Raw genomic sequence first — 15,332 nt, 5'->3', positions numbered from 1 at the left:
TAATTCTACCTATGGCTCAAGCGGCTTTAGGCTGCTTTTTTTTCATTTCAATCACAGCAGCCCCAACCGCTGCAGGCTCCTCACTCGCGGCTACTGATGACTCTGTCGCGGAGGAAGCAGGTGTTTCTGCTGTAACTACCGTGGGCTGCTCTGCCTTTTCTGCACGTCCGTGACGCTCATATAAGAAGCGCAGTACAGCCTGACGACAGCGGATGTATTCTGGATCTTCCGCCATTGCGACACGGTTACGGGGGCGAGGTAATTTCACTTCCAGAATCTCGCCCACGGTAGCAGCAGGGCCATTACTCATCATTACAATACGGTCAGATAGTAGTACCGCCTCATCCACATCATGAGTAATCATAATCACGGTATTGCCCAAATTCGCCTGAATCTCCATCATGGAATCTTGTAAATGGGCACGAGTCAGCGCATCCAAGGCACCGAATGGCTCATCCAATAGCAGCACCTGCGGTTCCATTGCCAAGGCACGGGCAATCCCGACCCGTTGCTTCATACCGCCGGAAATTTCAGCCGGACGCTTGTGCATCGCATGATCCATATGTACCAACTTCAGATTGTGCATGATCCAATCCTTCATTTCGGCACGGCTCTTTTTACCCCGAAAGACCTGCTTTACCGCCAGCTCCACATTTTCATAAGCACTGAGCCAAGGTAGTAATGAATGATTCTGGAATACCACCGCTCGCTCCGGCCCTGGCTGATTGACCTCGCGCCCATCCAAAATCACCCCGCCTTCGGTAGCCTGATACAGGCCAGCGACAATATTCAGCACGGTCGACTTACCGCAGCCAGAGTGACCGATAATGGAGACGAATTCACCCTTGCTGATTTTGAGGTTGACCTTGTTCAATGCCCGAAAGGAACCTTGCGGTGTTGGAAAGTCGATAGAAACCTGTGAAAGGATCAGATGTTCTTTTTCCTGTGTCATAGTCATTACTCCGTTACAGGTGTAAGGGTTAGTGCCAAATAGTTAGCGCAGAGCCGCGCTTTTATCCCAAGATACCTTACGCTGAAGCATCAGCATGCCGCGATCGAGGGCAAAACCAATCAATCCAATGACCAGCACAGCGACCATAATGCGCCCAAGGGAGTCAGAGCTGCCGTTTTGAAATTCATCCCAAACAAATTTTCCCAAACCCGGATTTTGTGCCAACATTTCTGCGGCGATTAGTACCATCCACGCAATCCCAAGGCTCAAACGCAACCCCGTGAAAATCATAGGAATCGCCGAGGGCAGCACAATCTTGCGTATATAAGTCCAGCGATTTAGGCGTAATACCTTGCTCACGTTTTGCAGATCTGGACTAATATTGGCTACCCCTACGGTGGTATTAATCAGGGTAGGCCATAGGCAACACAACAGCACCGTAATCGCCGAATTAATAAAGGATTTATCCAGCATCGGATCATTGCCAGAATAAACCGCACTGACAATCATGGTCACAATCGGCAACCATGCCAGCGGAGATACGGGCTTGAACAATTGAATGAGTGGATTCAAAGCGGCATAAATGGTCGGACTTAACCCCGCTGCAATCCCCAAGGGTATGGCAATCAGCGCCGCTAGTATAAAGCCCACCATCACCGTCACTAGACTGGTTAGGATTTGGTCGAAAAAGGTTTTGCGTCCGGTATAGGGGCGGATTTTAACTTCCGCCTGTGGGTCTTCAGCTAGCTTTTGGGCATTGCGCTCTTCCTGACGTTGATAAAATTCCTTAGCTTTTGTGCGCTCAGTCCAATGCTCATTGACTAGCTGACCAAATTGTCCTGCTACCTGTACGGGGCCTGGTACTGCACCTAGCGAGGTCTGGATGCGAGGCGCACCGATTTGCCAGATGACAAGAAAAACCAGAATGCCGAGCAATGGAGCGATATAGGTCTGAAAGTTATGTTTGGTATCCATGGCTATCTCCCGTATTACTAGGGTGGGTAGTTTTCTGTTGCTAAATCTTTTCGTCTTTCTTCAAGCCGATGTCAAACTGTTCCAAATACTCATTTGGCTTACGCCCGTCATAGGTCTTACCGTCAATAAAAGCATTGGTGGCAGGCTTATAGCCCGTTTCGGTGGCAAAATTGGGAAAGTCTTCTGCCTTAAGAGTACCTTTTTCAATCAGCTCTTTAGCAGCTATGGCATAGATATCGGGGCGATAGACACTCTTGGCGGTCTGCTCATACCAAGCATCATCATGCGCTTCCGCAATTTGCCCCCAACGGCGCATCTGGGTTAGATACCAAATAGCATCGGAGTAATAAGGATAAGTAGCGTTATAACGGAAGAACACATTGAAATCGGGCACTTCACGCTTATCACCCTTTTCGTATTCAAAAGTGCCGGTCATGGAATTAGCAATCACTTCAGCATCTGCTCCCACATATTCCGACTTAGCCAAAATCTTCACCGCCTCAGCCCGGTTAGCATTATTGTTTTCATCCAGCCAATGTCCGGCACGGATCAATGCCTTAACAATACGCGCGGTAGTATTGGGATATTTCTTGGTAAATTCATCGGTTAGGCCGAACACTTTTTCTGGATTATCCTTCCAGATTTCATAGTCGGTAATCACTGGCACCCCAATGCCCTTGAATACGGCCTGCTGATTCCAAGGCTCACCCACACAATAGCCATAGATAGTACCAGCCTCTAGAGTGGCGGGCATTTGCGGGGGTGGAGTGACCGATAGTAGTGCATCCGCCTTAAGCTGCCCCTTGATATCGCCATTTTTAGGGTCGTAAAAACCTGGATGGATACCCCCTGCCGCTAGCCAGTAGCGTAGCTCATAGTTATGGGTAGAAACGGGGAACACCATGCCCATATTGAAGGGCTTGCCCTCAGCTTTGTATTTTTCCACAATCGGCTTCAAGGCATCGGCTTTGATAGGGTGGACTGGCTTACCATCCTGCATGGGAATATTGGGTTTCATCTGCTCCCAAATGGTATTGGAAACCGTAATGCCATTGCCATTGAGATCCATAGAAAAGGGAGTAACAATATGCGCCTTGGTACCAAAGCCAATGGTAGCTGCTAGTGGCTGTCCCGCTAGCATATGAGCACCATCGAGTTGACCATCAATCACCCCATCCAGCAACACCTTCCAATTAGCTTGTGCTTCTAGGGTGACATACAAGCCCTCATCCTCAAAAAAGCCCTTTTCATAGGCAATCGCTAAGGGAGCCATATCAGTCAACTTGATAAAGCCAAATTTCAACTCTTCCTTTTCTGGTGCACCAATATCGGCCTGTACCACTGTCAGGGTCAACAGGCTCATGCTTAAAGCCAAAGCCAGCATGACCTGTTTCAGGCTGAAACTGCGTGCTATTTGATCTACTGTTATCATCATTGCAAGAACCTTTTTCCCAAATAAAAAAGCCCTGGCTCTCTTATCGGGTTGGAGAGGAGGAGTCCCGACAAGAGAACCAGGGCAGCTTCACCCAAGTTTCCGCACTACCGCGTGCAGGAGGAGGAGATACTTTCAGGCAGTCCACATTGACTGTCTATAAGTTATAATGCAAGTGGTATGCCACATTAAGATTAATACATATAAATATTTGATTATAAATAATTATTTATAAATTTATAGCTATGCCATAAGGGTACTATACCCATTAATAACTCACTGGTTTTGTGCCTAAAGCGCTCAATTGGTGCAATGCAATATGGTTGCTACCCATAACTATTGGCTGGCTAGCCTCGTGCAATATCCAAGGCGCTGTACAATTCACTAGCGGCATATCATCGCTACTAGGGTAAGGTAAATTCAGACTATGAGCCGCCTCTCGATAACAATCCGTGCGATAGACCTCAGCCAATAAGGCCGCCTCATCCTTCACAGAGTGAGGCAGTTGTCCGGCAGCCTGCATCTGCTGCAAGAAATAACGCCCATGAGAGTGCCAAGGAAAATTAGCCGCATAACGCGCAAACACATTAAAATCCGGTAGCAACCGTTCTGGCTCATCCGCAGCATGTCGGTAATGCCCCAACAATGGCGCACAAATCAGCTCCAGTGCGGTATCCAAATATTGTGGACGTGCCAATAATGCGGCTAGCTGTTTGCGATGCTGCCTAGCATCCACCCACTGTGCCGCCTCTAATAGAGCACACAACAAATTCATATAGGTTGCAGGATTGGCTTCCGCCCAAGCGCTGGTAACACCCAAGACTTTTTCAGGCCCATTATTCCACAGGCTATAACTAGTCGCCGCCACCGTGCCAATGCCACTTTGTACTGCTACCTGATTCCAAGGCTCTCCAGCACAATAGCCATCAATCTGATCCTTAGCTAAGGCACTGACCATCTGCGAAGGGGGAATGACTTGAATTTCCACCTCTGATCCAATTTGCAGGCCGGCATCCTGTAACCAAGCACGCAATAAGTAATGATGTTGGGAAAATGGATACACACAGCCCAAGACCAACCGCCGTCCCGGCTCATGAGTGAGCAAGGCTTTAAGACCCGTCGCTCGCAAGGGGCTGCTGCGTAAATGTTCTGGAAAGCGAGAACGAATGTCCTGCACCAGCTTAGTGCTCAAGGTGATCGCACTGCCATTAAGGCCAAGACTCAGGGCAGTCTGCATAGGAATACCCAAGCCATCAATACCCAATGTCGCCGCCAAGGGCATAGGTGCCAGCATATGTGCTGCATCCAACTCGCCAAAAGCAACCCGATCACGAATATTAGCCCATGAAACTTCACGCTGAAGTGTCACCCGTAGGCCATATTTTTCAAAAAAGCCCCGTTCCTGCGCCGCCACCAAAATAGCACAATCCGTCAGCGGCAAAAAACCAATACGTAATTCGCGTTTCATGGCATTTCTCCCAACAGTGCTAGGGCTGCCATAAAGTTACGCGCTGCCTCACCCATACGCATATTGCGATCCATCGCCATTTTGCGTAACAACTGATAGGCCTCCTCTTCGCTCAGTTTACGGTGCTGCATGAGAATGCCTTTGGCTTTATCCACATCTTTGCGATCCTGTAGACGGATTTTGTAATCCTCCAGCTCTTCTTTTAGCTTCTGATGCTCTTGAAAGCGCGCAATAGCCACTTCTAGCACCGACTTCAAGCGCTTACTGGGCAGGTCATCCACGATATAGGCGCTAACTCCCGCATTAATAGCCGCGCGAGTAGTTTCCATATCACTTTGGGCTGCGAAGAATACAATGGGCTTGGGCATTTCACGGTTGACACTGCGAAGGGATTCTAAGGTATCGCGGTCAGGGCTTTGCATATCAATTAGGACAATATCGGGCTGGTGAGTGCTTATCGCGTGCAGCAGTTTTTCATTCGCCCCCACCCGAATAATCGGGTAACAACCAGCATTCAGCAAAGCCGCTTCCAGACTGGCGGAGCGTTCGGGATCATTATCAACCAGCATCAATTTGTACATGGGAACTTTTCAAAATTATAAACCATAAGCATTCCCATGCAAAAATCAGTCCAGCATGGCCTTAAGCTCCGGCACACAAGAACCACAATTCGTTCCGGCCTGTAGGCACTGACCAATACTTTCCACGGTAGTGAGACTCTGCTCCTTAATAGCCCGACGAATACGTTTTTCCCCCACATTGAAACAGGCGCAGACGGTGCGTCCCTGATCTTCGCCGGGTTGCAGTGCTTTGCCCGCTAGCAGGTTCATACGCTCAGCAGGTTGCAGACTGTCTTGTGCCAAGAGGCTAATAATCCAAGCGCGTTCTGGTAGTGGTCGGGTAATCGTACTAATAAACAGGCAGCTTTCAAGCTGATCATTAACAAAGCGAGCAGCACGGTAGGTCTGTAAGGCAGTATCTGAATATTCGCTCCAGCTCCCCATACTATCGGTTTGGCAGAACAGAGTCCGCGCCAAGACTGACCAATCGGCAATAGTTCCAACCCCCGCAAGTTCATGGCACCAACCCTGCTCAACCCGGAACGCGCTAGCATAGATAGGATCGGGTATAGGGGTTGATCGCTCAGACAAAGAGGAGGCTAGTCCCGATATCAGTTTGCGTTTTGAAACCACAAAACCATGCCAATTAGGCGTATAGGGGGCTATGGCAACCGTGGCATGTTTGCTTTCTGGCTGCCCAGAAACGGGATCGGTAATAGGTGGAATCAGTTGTCCTACGGTGGCTCCTGTGCTGAATTGCTGACTCCAGTGCATAGGCACAAACAGGCTACCACGCTGCTGATTACGACTAGTCTTGACCCGTAGCAGCAACTCGCCCCTGTCATTATAAAGTCGTGCCAATGCGCCATCAGCAAGCTTTTGGTCACGTGCATCACAGGGATGGATTTCCACATAAGGCTCAGAGCTGTGAGCGGATAGACGTGCGCTAATACCCGTACGCGTCAGAGTATGCCAGTGATCACGCACCCGCCCGGTATTAAGCACAAAAGGATAATCTGGCGTGCGTACCGATTGCGGCAAGCGTGGTGTGACACTCACAAACTGCGCCTTACCAGAAGGAGTAAAAAAATGCCCATCACTAAACAGACGGAGTGTACCTTGTCTGGTTTTATCCAGAGGCCATGGTGTTGGTGACAGCGCATCGTAGTCTGCCTGACTCAAATGCTGCCAAGCGCCAATATCAAAGCAACGCGTACCATTATTCTCAAACGCCGATAGCGCAGCATGTTCACAGAAAACTTCATGGGCAGATTGATAACGAAAGTGAGTGCCAAAACCCAGCTCTTGCGCCACTTGGGTGAGAATTTCCCAGTCCTGCCGCGCCTCACCGGGGGCTGATAAGAACGGACGCTGGCGCGAAATGGTACGATCAGAATTGGTAACTGTGCCATCACGTTCGCCCCAGCCTAATGCAGGCAGACGAATATGAGCGAGGTCAGCCGTATCGGTATGGCGCACACAATCAGACACGACCACGCATTCACAACGAGCCAATGCCTCTCTTACTCGTGTACTATCTGGCATGCTTACCGCTGGATTGGTGGCCATGATCCAGACCGCTTTGACCCGCCCTTCATAAATGGCATCAAACAGATCCACCGCTTTAAGACCCGACTTTTGCGCTATGTGCGGAGATTGCCAGAAGCGTTGTACTAAATCACGCTGAGCTGGGTTTTCCAGTGCCATGTGAGCCGCAAGCTGATTGGCAAGGCCGCCCACTTCACGCCCCCCCATAGCATTAGGTTGGCCCGTAAAGGAAAACGGCCCCCTACCGGGCTTACCAATACGTCCTGTTAATAGGTGGCAGTTGATAATGGCATTGGCCTTATCTGTCCCACTAGAGGATTGGTTAATGCCCTGAGAAAAAACGGTTACTACCTTTTCCGTACTGCCAAATAACCGGAAAAACTGCTCAAGCTGCTCAGTATCAAGTTGACACTGTTCTGCCACCGCTTGGATATGCGGAGTACTATCTCTAGCTGCGGCGAGTGCATCCTCAATACCATTCGTGCTTTGGGTGATAAAATCGGTTGCCATCTGCCCATTATCTGCCAACCACACCAGTAGACCATTGAATAGACTAGTATCAGAACCTGGGGCTAATCCCAGATGTAGATCGGCTAGATCGCTGGTCTGGGTGCGGCGTGGGTCGATATTAATGACCTTCAATGCTGGATTAGCCTTTTTTGCCCTAACCATGCGCTGAAACAGTACTGGATGACACCATGCGGCATTACTCCCCACCAATACAATCAGCTCAGCCTCGTCCAAATCCGCATAAGTACAAGGCACTAGATCCTCACCAAAAGCACGCTTATGAGCAGCTACTGCCGAAGCCATACAGAGGCGTGAGTTGGTATCAATATTGGCGGAGCCGATAAACCCTTTCATTAGCTTATTGGCAACATAATAATCCTCAGTCAGAAGCTGACCGGAGACATAAAATGCCACAGCATCCGCACCATGCTCACGGATAATACTCTGGAAGCGAGTTGCGACTGTATCAATAGCCTCATCCCAACTAACCCGCTGGGTACCGATTTCGGGATATAGCAGGCGCTCTGGGTGCGCTAGCGTTTCCGCGAGTGCCGTCCCTTTAGAACATAGTCGCCCCTGATTGGCGGGGTGGTCAGGGTCGGGGCTGACACTAAACGTATGATTCTTGTCCTGCCGAACCAATACGCCACAACCCACGCCGCAGTAAGGACAGGTGGTTTTAGTTACTTGCATAGCATTAACCTGTTATCGCTTTTTCCAACTCTGGCTTACAAAAACAAAAAAAGCCCTGAATCTCGTGGCTGAGGAGGGAGAACACGAGATCCAAGGCTTCATTACCCAACAGGCTACACAGCGATGCGTATTAATCTGCTCTTAGTATCAACTTTGACAACCAAGAACAGCCTGCTACTATTAACAATGCAAATAAGATGCCAGATAAAAAACAATATTTTTTGCGTTTTCTCCATGCTTAAATCGTGTTTTAGCCGTATTTTGTAGTACTGCCTTGATGCATACTGCTTCTTTATGGGGCGTAATGTGCTAGCTGTATCGATGATGGATTAGTAATAATGTAGGGAGGATGGCTGTGAGCAAGCGACCAATGCAGAAACTTGAACAGGAACATGTGGAATGCCTGCAACTAGCCGACCGGCTGGACGGGATTGTTCAGCGTGACGACAGTGCTGAACTGGCGACTACCGTACAATGGCTGCGTGATTATAATATCAGAGAGCTAGAACCCCATTTGCAGCACGAGGAGCAGACTCTTTTTATCCCCCTATTGGAGCAAAAACAGCAAGTCGCTTTGTGTATTCAGTTAGGCAAGGAGCATGGCCTGCTGCGTACCCTAGTGGAAAATCTGAGTGAAACCGATGCTAGAGAAGATCTGGCAGAATTTGCTCAGGTATTACGCAATCATACGCTGCTAGAAGATAAACAATTGTTTCCTGCTTTAGAAGGGGTACTCACACCAGAACAATGGGAAACAGTGCGGGATTTCAAACCACTGGGCAAGCAGCCCATTCCAGATGCTCGTGCATCGCGGCGCTCTAGTGCCTCACGCGCAGGCTGGTTGGATGAAGTGGATGCCCATTTTCAGGGCAAAAGTAGAAGCAATGGTCATCTGGTACTATTTCCCCGCTATCAGCCGGAGCTAATCAAACAATTAGCTGAGCATCTGAATCTAAGCTTTTTAGATTTTCGCCGTGAAATCATGGCAGATCTACGCGAGCAGGCGGATCAACTCGGCCTAGAGCAAATGATGCAAATTCTACGGGAGCGCTCTCAACAGCGCGGACTAGTCTGCCATAATGCCGAAGCACTGCTAGCCTGCAAACCAGAAGCCGAGCGGCGGGCATGGTTACAGCAATTTGTTGCAGCCGATTGGCCTCATCTAGTCGTTATTCCGCTAACCTTATTTCAGGCCGACGCACCGGATGAATCTGCACAGATTTGTGACCTTGAGCTAGTGCGCCTGCCCCGCCAAGGTGAGGGACGGATAGAGCTTGCCGAACCATTGCCTTATTAATCAGTGCATAGTATCGCCTAGCTCCAAGGTTCTACCGTCGGGGTCTTTAATGATTAGTAGTATCTGTTCATCCCTATGAATAAGTAGGTCTGGGTTATAACAAGGTAATTGCGCTAGATTAGGCAGATTAAAACCTAATCTAGCTTTATCCACAGAGTAGTGGCTACTAGCGGGATAAAACTCCAGCACTATACCGTTGAGAATAGTAGAAAAATGCCTAGCCCCTGTACCATGCTTTTCTTCCCTAAAGCTCAGCCCTAATTGCTCATAAAAGTGTTTAGTTTTATCAATATCTTCGCAACGTAAAACTAGTAGCGTCAGCATGCCAAAATTCTACACTCCATCCTCAACCCGCCTGAAACGCGGGACAGTTTTTCCTTCAATTTCTACGGTGCTACAGAACATTGCATAAGGACGAACCCATAGACCAGAGTCATTATACAAGGGGCGGTACAAAACCAATGGCTCATAGGTTTCACTGTGACGAGCCACACCTAACACTTCATATAAACCCATTTTGTAGTGTTGATAGTAACCACACTCAATCGTTGGCAGAGGATCTAATGTACTCATGCCTTTACCTGATTAAATAGCCAATCACGCGCGGCTTTAATATAGAAAAACTTACGTGCTGAGGCCATGTGATCAATCCCTTCAAAGGTCAGGAAGGTAATATTCCCGCCCTCCGCGAGATAGCCATTGACCTGCTCGGTGAGTTGTTTTTGATTATCCAATGGGAAGATAAGAGCCGGATCAAGATAGTTAGCCGGACGAGTAACTTTAGCACCTGCCTGCTCCCAGACCGGCACACATTTTTCATTCCAAGGTGTGGCTTTGTCGTCCTTGCTGCCCGTGATGATGAGCGCCTTTTGTTTGGCTAGCCCTACCATATCGGCAGGGCGCTGCTGACCGGCAATAATCAGTCCGGCTGCAAAGGTATCAGGATGCTTAGCCATCATCCAAAGTGAAGTCATTGCCCCCATCGACCAGCCTGTACAATAGACCCGTTTAGGATCAATCTTCAGCACCTTGTCACGTCGATCTTCTAGATTGGGATTGCCGAAATTCCAAGTATTCTTGAGCATGGACTCTACCAGTCGGTAGGTATTCTCGACATCGTAAGTATGCTCCCAATAGTCATTCATAGTGGTGCGCTCATAGCGCGGGGTAATCACCACACATTCATGTTCGGCCTGCTGCTCTGGCATACCCCAAATGCTGGCAATACATTGCTCGGTCAGGGTTTCAGCACAAGTACCGTCATAACTAGTCCCTGAATGGGTAATGGCTATTACCAGCGGATATTCTTTATTTTCGCCCCCTGCGGCTAAAAAGGACTTGGGTAGATAAATACTGTATTCGAGGGTAGTGGCACGAGCATCATCCCACCACCAGTGATTTTGCTCCCAATCGTCAACACCACGAATCACCACATTATTACCACGTCGCCCAGCATTATCCCACACCGTATTGTTGGCAGCATAAACGGCACCTTCAGCCGTTTTGATATCCTTGCTTTGGGTAATCGCTACCTTGTCACTGTCAGTGGTCGGAATGCTGAGATCAGGGTCATGGGCAAATTCGGCAATCACATACTGCCCCGCTACACTTTGCTGGTTACTGAGTAAGGCAGGGGCAGCATTGGTATAGATGGTAGCTACTAGACGGGTAACGGGTGCTTCTGAACCTGAATTTTTATCGGCAGACTGTGGCATACCGGGCATGAAACCTTTGGCAGCAGGCACTACCCCAGCGTTGTAGGTATCCAGCGCGAGACTCGCCGGATCAATCACGGTATCGTATTTTACAGCAATCCCGTAAACCTTCTGCCCGCCGCCCGTGACTTCACAAAGTGCATAAACCGCCTGAATACCGGGTGTCTTTGGTACACCGCTATTATTGTCTTCCATAGCCGAACTAGCGGCGGTCAAACCGTTACCCGCAGCCTGCACTTTCCCTGCTTGTCCTACGGCGATAATACCAGCCAATACAGCCCCAGCCATTGAGCTGATTTTGATGAACCCACGGCGGGTCAGATTTGGCATGTTCTACTCCTTGATTATTTATACAGGAGAAGATAACGGCTCAGAACTGGAGAATCAATTGCGTACAAGGTAATTTATAAAAGTATGCAGATTATGCTAAACTCTCTATTATTGTTAATCACATGATATACACTTATGACTGCTAATGCTCTTGTCACCACTCGCATTGATGAAAATATCAAGCAAGAAGCCTCTCAAGTACTCGCTACTATGGGTTTGACTGTCTCTGATGCAGTACGCTTGATGCTGACCAAGATTGCGCGTGAGCATCGTTTTCCTTTTGAATTACACGAGCCTAATGCTGAAACCATACAAGCGATGTTAGAGGCGCGTGAAGGTAAATTAAAAGCCTTTAATAGTATTAATGACTTAATGGCTGACTTGAATGAGAAAGATTGAACGTACTAATGCCTTTAAACGCGACTTTAGACGGCATGGTGAACTCGATAATGCGTTAATCGAAGTGCTCTGGAGGTTAGCCAATGATGAACTCCTGCAAGAATCCTATCGTGATCATGCCTTAACAGGCGATTGGGTGGATTTTCGAGAGTGTCACATTCACCCTGATTTATTGTTAATCTACCGCAAGCCAGATGCTCAAAGGTTGCAATTAATACGTTTAGGGAGTCATAGTGAATTGGATCTTTAGCGCTATTTCACTCTAAACATCAGAATACATCAGAATAATATTTCTACCCGAAACTGACTAACCAGTCAGATTTTTTAAAGGATATATTTAGAGCTAAATAGTTGATCGAACTACGAATAAGAAGTGCCCAGAGCCGGAGTCGAACCGGCACGGGTGTCACCACCCGAGGGATTTTAAGTCCCTTGCGTCTACCTATTTCGCCACCTGGGCATTGAGGGGCTTTGTTTGATTGGAGGCTGAGTCCGGAATCGAACCGGAATTGACGGATTTGCAATCCGTTGCATCACCATTCTGCCATTCAGCCGTAACACAGAACTATCTACTTAAACAACTATTTAAGTGGAGCGGGAAACGAGACTCGAACTCGCGACCCTAACCTTGGCAAGGTTATGCTCTACCAACTGAGCTATTCCCGCACATAATGTGTTAAATGTTCAATCCAATTTGACTTGGAGCGGGAAACGAGACTCGAACTCGCGACCCTAACCTTGGCAAGGTTATGCTCTACCAACTGAGCTATTCCCGCTGAACAGGCTGCGAATAATAGAGAAGCCCTTCTGACCTGTCAAGCACCTACTCAAAAAATTATGTATTTTTTGTGGTTTCCAACAAGGCTAACAACGCCTCCTCATCCGCAATCGGTATATTCAAGCTCTCTGCTTTTGCTAATTTAGAGCCAGCCTTTTCACCAGCAAAGACGCGCGTGGTTTTAGCCGAGACACTACTAGACACTTTTGCACCTAGCGCCTCTAAACGCTCCTTAGCCTCCTCACGATTTAAGCGGCTAAAGCTCCCTGTCAGCACAATAACCTGCCCCGCCAATGCCCCTAGCACTTCGGTATGAACTTCATAATCATTCCAACTCACGCCTAATTGACGTAAATGCTGAATGATCTCGCGATTATGGGCTTCAGCAAAAAACTGCACGGTATGAGCCGCCACTATAGGCCCCACATCGGGCACAGTCTGCAAAGCAGTCTCATCTGCCGCCATTAATGCCTCTAGCGAACCCAGATGCTTCGCATAGGCTTTTGCCGTGGATTCCCCTACTTCACGAATCCCTAACCCATAAATAAAACGTTCTAGCGTTGTTTGCTTACTCTTATCAATGGCAGCAATTAGATTCTCGGCAGATTTCTTTCCCATCCGCTCAAGAGCAGCTAATGGCTCTGCCTCTAGGCGGTAAATATCATCAATATGCTTAATCAGACCCTTGGCAAACAATAACTCCACGAGCTTATCGCCTAATCCCTCAATATTCAGGGCGCGACGAGAAGCAAAATGCTTAATCGCCTCTTTCACCTGCGCAGTACAATATAGCCCCCCAGTACAACGCGCGACCGCCTCACCCTCAATACGCTCAACATGCGATTGACATACAGGACACACTGTCGGCAGCTCAATCGGTCTGGTATTTTGTGGACGACGCTCGATTAAGACCCGTGCAACCTCAGGAATCACATCCCCTGCCCGCCGTACTATGACAAAATCACCCACCCGAATATCTTTACGCTCAATCTCATCCATATTATGTAGTGTGGCATTACTGACCGTAACCCCACCCACAAAGACTGGCTCTAAACGGGCTACAGGTGTCAGCGCCCCCGTGCGTCCCACTTGAAACTCCACTTCTACAATCGTCGTAACCTGCTCTTGAGCCGGAAATTTATGCGCAATGGCCCAACGCGGCGCACGACTCACAAATCCCAATGCTTCCTGTAAATTCAAGTCATTTATTTTGTAAACCACACCATCAATATCAAATGGCAACTGATCACGCTTTTTGCCCATGGCAGCAAAATAAGCGTGGCAGCCTTGTACCCCCTGTACTTGCTCAATCAAATCACTGACGGGTAAGCCCCACTCTTTCAATTGAGCCAATTGTTGCCAATGGGTAGCGGGCATAGTCCCCTCTTCCACAATACCTACTGCATAGCAATAAATCGCTAGCGGACGTTGCGCGGTTAATTGTGGGTCTAATTGGCGCAGACTACCTGCTGCAGCATTGCGCGGATTAGCAAAGGTTTTTTGCCCTTGAGTAGCTAGCTTTTGGTTAATCGCTTCAAAACCTTTACGGGGCATAAAAATTTCACCGCGCACCTCCAAAAGCTTAGGCCAGTCATTACCTAATAATTTCAGGGGTAGGGTTTTAATAGTGCGTACATTTTGGGTAACATCCTCTCCCGTTTCGCCATCACCGCGTGTGGCAGCTCGCTCTAATACCCCCTCCCGATATAATAAGCTAATTGCTAAACCATCTAATTTAGGCTCTGCGACATAAGCTAAATCACTCTTGGCCTCTAACTTCAAACGCTCATGAATACGCTTATCAAAAGCGAGTAATTCCTCCTCATTAAACACATTGCCAAGTGATAACATCGGGCGCAAATGCCTAACCTCAGTAAAACCACTGAGTGCGGCTCCTCCTACCCGTTGGGTAGGTGAGTCTGTGGTTATTAGCTCAGGATGTTCCTGCTCTAGTCGTTGTAATTTTTGGAATAGCTGATCGTATTCCGCATCTGAAATTTCTGGATCATCAAGGACATAATAACGCTGATTGTGATAACGCAATGCTTCGCGTAGCTGATTAATGGTGTGCTGTATAGTCGAGTCCGTCATAGTGTCAACTCAATAGGTAGATTGAATAAATCAGCAGAATAATTGCTGTTAGGTAATGAGAGCCATAATAACGTAGTGCTCGGTCTCAAGCTGCCTAGTGCTAGGTTCTGTTGACATTTATAACGATCATTTGCTAAAAGCACTGAATTTCAGTTAGTTAAGATGAGTCGTTACGTTTTGACCGATGAGCAATGGGAAGTACTTCATCAAGTCCTCCAAGACCACCCACGTGTCTATGTCGGACGCCCTGATCACTGTCGCTTGTTTTTGAATGCGGTGTTGTGGATTCTACGATCAGGTAGTCAATGGCGTAGCTTACCACCAGAGTACGGTCACTGGAATAGCGTGTTTAAGCGTTATAACCGCTGGGCGGCCTTAGGGGTATGGGAGGCTCTCTTTCAAGCGGTTCAGGTCGAACCAGATCTACAAGAAGGCTGCATTGACAGCACGGTGGTACGCGCCCATGCGTGTGCAGCAGGGGCAAAAAAAGTAGTGCCGAGGCCGAAGCTCTAGGGCGCTCGGTTGGCGGCTTTAGTTGTAAAATCCATGTGTTAACCGATGCATTAGGTTATCCCTTACGCTTT

The 15,332-nt window shown here is 48.3% G+C and carries 14 protein-coding genes and 4 tRNA genes; 4 read left to right on the top strand and 14 right to left on the bottom strand.

Annotated elements, in window-relative coordinates; translation table 11 throughout:
* Positions 1 to 16 precede the first annotated feature (16 nt).
* From A3IK_RS0109815 to A3IK_RS0109790, 6 genes are all read right to left on the bottom strand, one after another.
* A complete protein-coding gene (locus A3IK_RS0109815; RefSeq protein ID WP_020559811.1) occupies positions 17 to 952 on the bottom strand; it encodes an ABC transporter ATP-binding protein in 936 nt (311 codons plus the stop codon).
* Between the two features lie 42 nt (positions 953 to 994).
* Positions 995 to 1,927, bottom strand: coding sequence for an ABC transporter permease (locus A3IK_RS0109810; RefSeq protein WP_020559810.1), 933 nt, complete (start codon positions 1,925 to 1,927; stop codon positions 995 to 997).
* 40 nt (positions 1,928 to 1,967) lie between these two features.
* Positions 1,968 to 3,362: a CmpA/NrtA family ABC transporter substrate-binding protein gene (locus tag A3IK_RS0109805; protein WP_020559809.1), complete on the bottom strand. Its 1,395-nt coding sequence runs from the start codon at positions 3,360 to 3,362 to the stop codon at positions 1,968 to 1,970.
* A 265-nt stretch (positions 3,363 to 3,627) separates the two neighbouring features.
* Positions 3,628 to 4,827 carry a CmpA/NrtA family ABC transporter substrate-binding protein gene (locus A3IK_RS19110; protein ID WP_020559808.1) on the bottom strand — a complete coding sequence of 400 codons (1,200 nt, stop codon included), beginning with the start codon at positions 4,825 to 4,827 and terminating at the stop codon, positions 3,628 to 3,630.
* Positions 4,824 to 5,408, bottom strand: a complete 585-nt coding sequence (locus A3IK_RS0109795) for an ANTAR domain-containing response regulator (RefSeq protein ID WP_020559807.1) — start codon at positions 5,406 to 5,408, stop codon at positions 4,824 to 4,826. Before A3IK_RS0109795 ends, A3IK_RS19110 begins: the two co-directional genes overlap by 4 nt.
* A gap of 45 nt (positions 5,409 to 5,453) precedes the next feature.
* Positions 5,454 to 8,138: a nitrate reductase gene (locus A3IK_RS0109790; protein WP_020559806.1), complete on the bottom strand. Its 2,685-nt coding sequence runs from the start codon at positions 8,136 to 8,138 to the stop codon at positions 5,454 to 5,456.
* 355 nt (positions 8,139 to 8,493) lie between these two features.
* Here A3IK_RS0109790 and A3IK_RS20310 point away from each other — a divergent pair, with 355 nt between their 5' ends.
* A complete protein-coding gene (locus tag A3IK_RS20310; protein ID WP_162596637.1) occupies positions 8,494 to 9,435 on the top strand; it encodes a hemerythrin domain-containing protein in 942 nt (313 codons plus the stop codon).
* On the opposite strand, the gene A3IK_RS19100 is transcribed toward A3IK_RS20310, so the two are convergent.
* Genes A3IK_RS19100 through A3IK_RS0109770 form a run of 3 tightly spaced genes read right to left on the bottom strand, consistent with a single transcriptional unit; the run spans position 9,436 to position 11,480 of the window.
* Entirely contained in the window at positions 9,436 to 9,759 is a 324-nt protein-coding gene (locus A3IK_RS19100) for a VOC family protein (protein ID WP_020559804.1), read from the bottom strand. It lies immediately after the preceding gene.
* A gap of 9 nt (positions 9,760 to 9,768) precedes the next feature.
* Positions 9,769 to 10,008 carry a DUF1653 domain-containing protein gene (locus tag A3IK_RS0109775; protein WP_020559803.1) on the bottom strand — a complete coding sequence of 80 codons (240 nt, stop codon included), beginning with the start codon at positions 10,006 to 10,008 and terminating at the stop codon, positions 9,769 to 9,771.
* Complete coding sequence (locus A3IK_RS0109770) at positions 10,005 to 11,480, bottom strand: alpha/beta hydrolase-fold protein (RefSeq protein ID WP_020559802.1); 1,476 nt, start codon at positions 11,478 to 11,480, stop codon at positions 10,005 to 10,007. Before A3IK_RS0109770 ends, A3IK_RS0109775 begins: the two co-directional genes overlap by 4 nt.
* A 135-nt stretch (positions 11,481 to 11,615) precedes the next feature.
* Here A3IK_RS0109770 and A3IK_RS0109765 point away from each other — a divergent pair, with 135 nt between their 5' ends.
* Positions 11,616 to 11,879, top strand: coding sequence for a type II toxin-antitoxin system RelB/DinJ family antitoxin (locus tag A3IK_RS0109765; RefSeq protein ID WP_020559801.1), 264 nt, complete (start codon positions 11,616 to 11,618; stop codon positions 11,877 to 11,879).
* Positions 11,866 to 12,129: a type II toxin-antitoxin system RelE/ParE family toxin gene (locus tag A3IK_RS0109760; protein ID WP_020559800.1), complete on the top strand. Its 264-nt coding sequence runs from the start codon at positions 11,866 to 11,868 to the stop codon at positions 12,127 to 12,129. The genes A3IK_RS0109765 and A3IK_RS0109760 overlap by 14 nt, the downstream gene beginning before the upstream one ends.
* Positions 12,130 to 12,253: 124 nt before the next feature.
* Here the strand turns inward: A3IK_RS0109760 and A3IK_RS0109755 are convergent.
* The 5 genes from A3IK_RS0109755 to ligA form a co-directional block, all read right to left on the bottom strand.
* Positions 12,254 to 12,339 (bottom strand) — tRNA-Leu (locus A3IK_RS0109755).
* A gap of 20 nt (positions 12,340 to 12,359) precedes the next feature.
* A tRNA-Cys gene (locus tag A3IK_RS0109750) sits at positions 12,360 to 12,433 on the bottom strand.
* Positions 12,434 to 12,469: 36 nt separating this feature from the next.
* Positions 12,470 to 12,545, bottom strand: a tRNA-Gly gene (locus tag A3IK_RS0109745).
* A gap of 34 nt (positions 12,546 to 12,579) precedes the next feature.
* Positions 12,580 to 12,655, bottom strand: a tRNA-Gly gene (locus A3IK_RS0109740).
* 59 nt (positions 12,656 to 12,714) lie between these two features.
* A complete protein-coding gene (ligA, locus tag A3IK_RS0109735) occupies positions 12,715 to 14,748 on the bottom strand; it encodes an NAD-dependent DNA ligase LigA (protein WP_020559799.1) in 2,034 nt (677 codons plus the stop codon).
* Between the two features lie 162 nt (positions 14,749 to 14,910).
* Here ligA and A3IK_RS0109730 point away from each other — a divergent pair, with 162 nt between their 5' ends.
* Complete coding sequence (locus A3IK_RS0109730; RefSeq protein WP_026220901.1) at positions 14,911 to 15,261, top strand: IS5 family transposase; 351 nt, start codon at positions 14,911 to 14,913, stop codon at positions 15,259 to 15,261.
* The last annotated feature ends 71 nt before the right edge of the window (positions 15,262 to 15,332 follow it).

It is taken from the genome of Thiofilum flexile DSM 14609, from assembly GCF_000380185.1.
Taxonomy (GTDB): Bacteria; Pseudomonadota; Gammaproteobacteria; order Thiotrichales; family Thiotrichaceae; genus Thiofilum; species Thiofilum flexile.
Note: the sequence above shows the minus strand (reverse complement) of the source record. Positions and strands in the feature narration are given on the sequence as shown.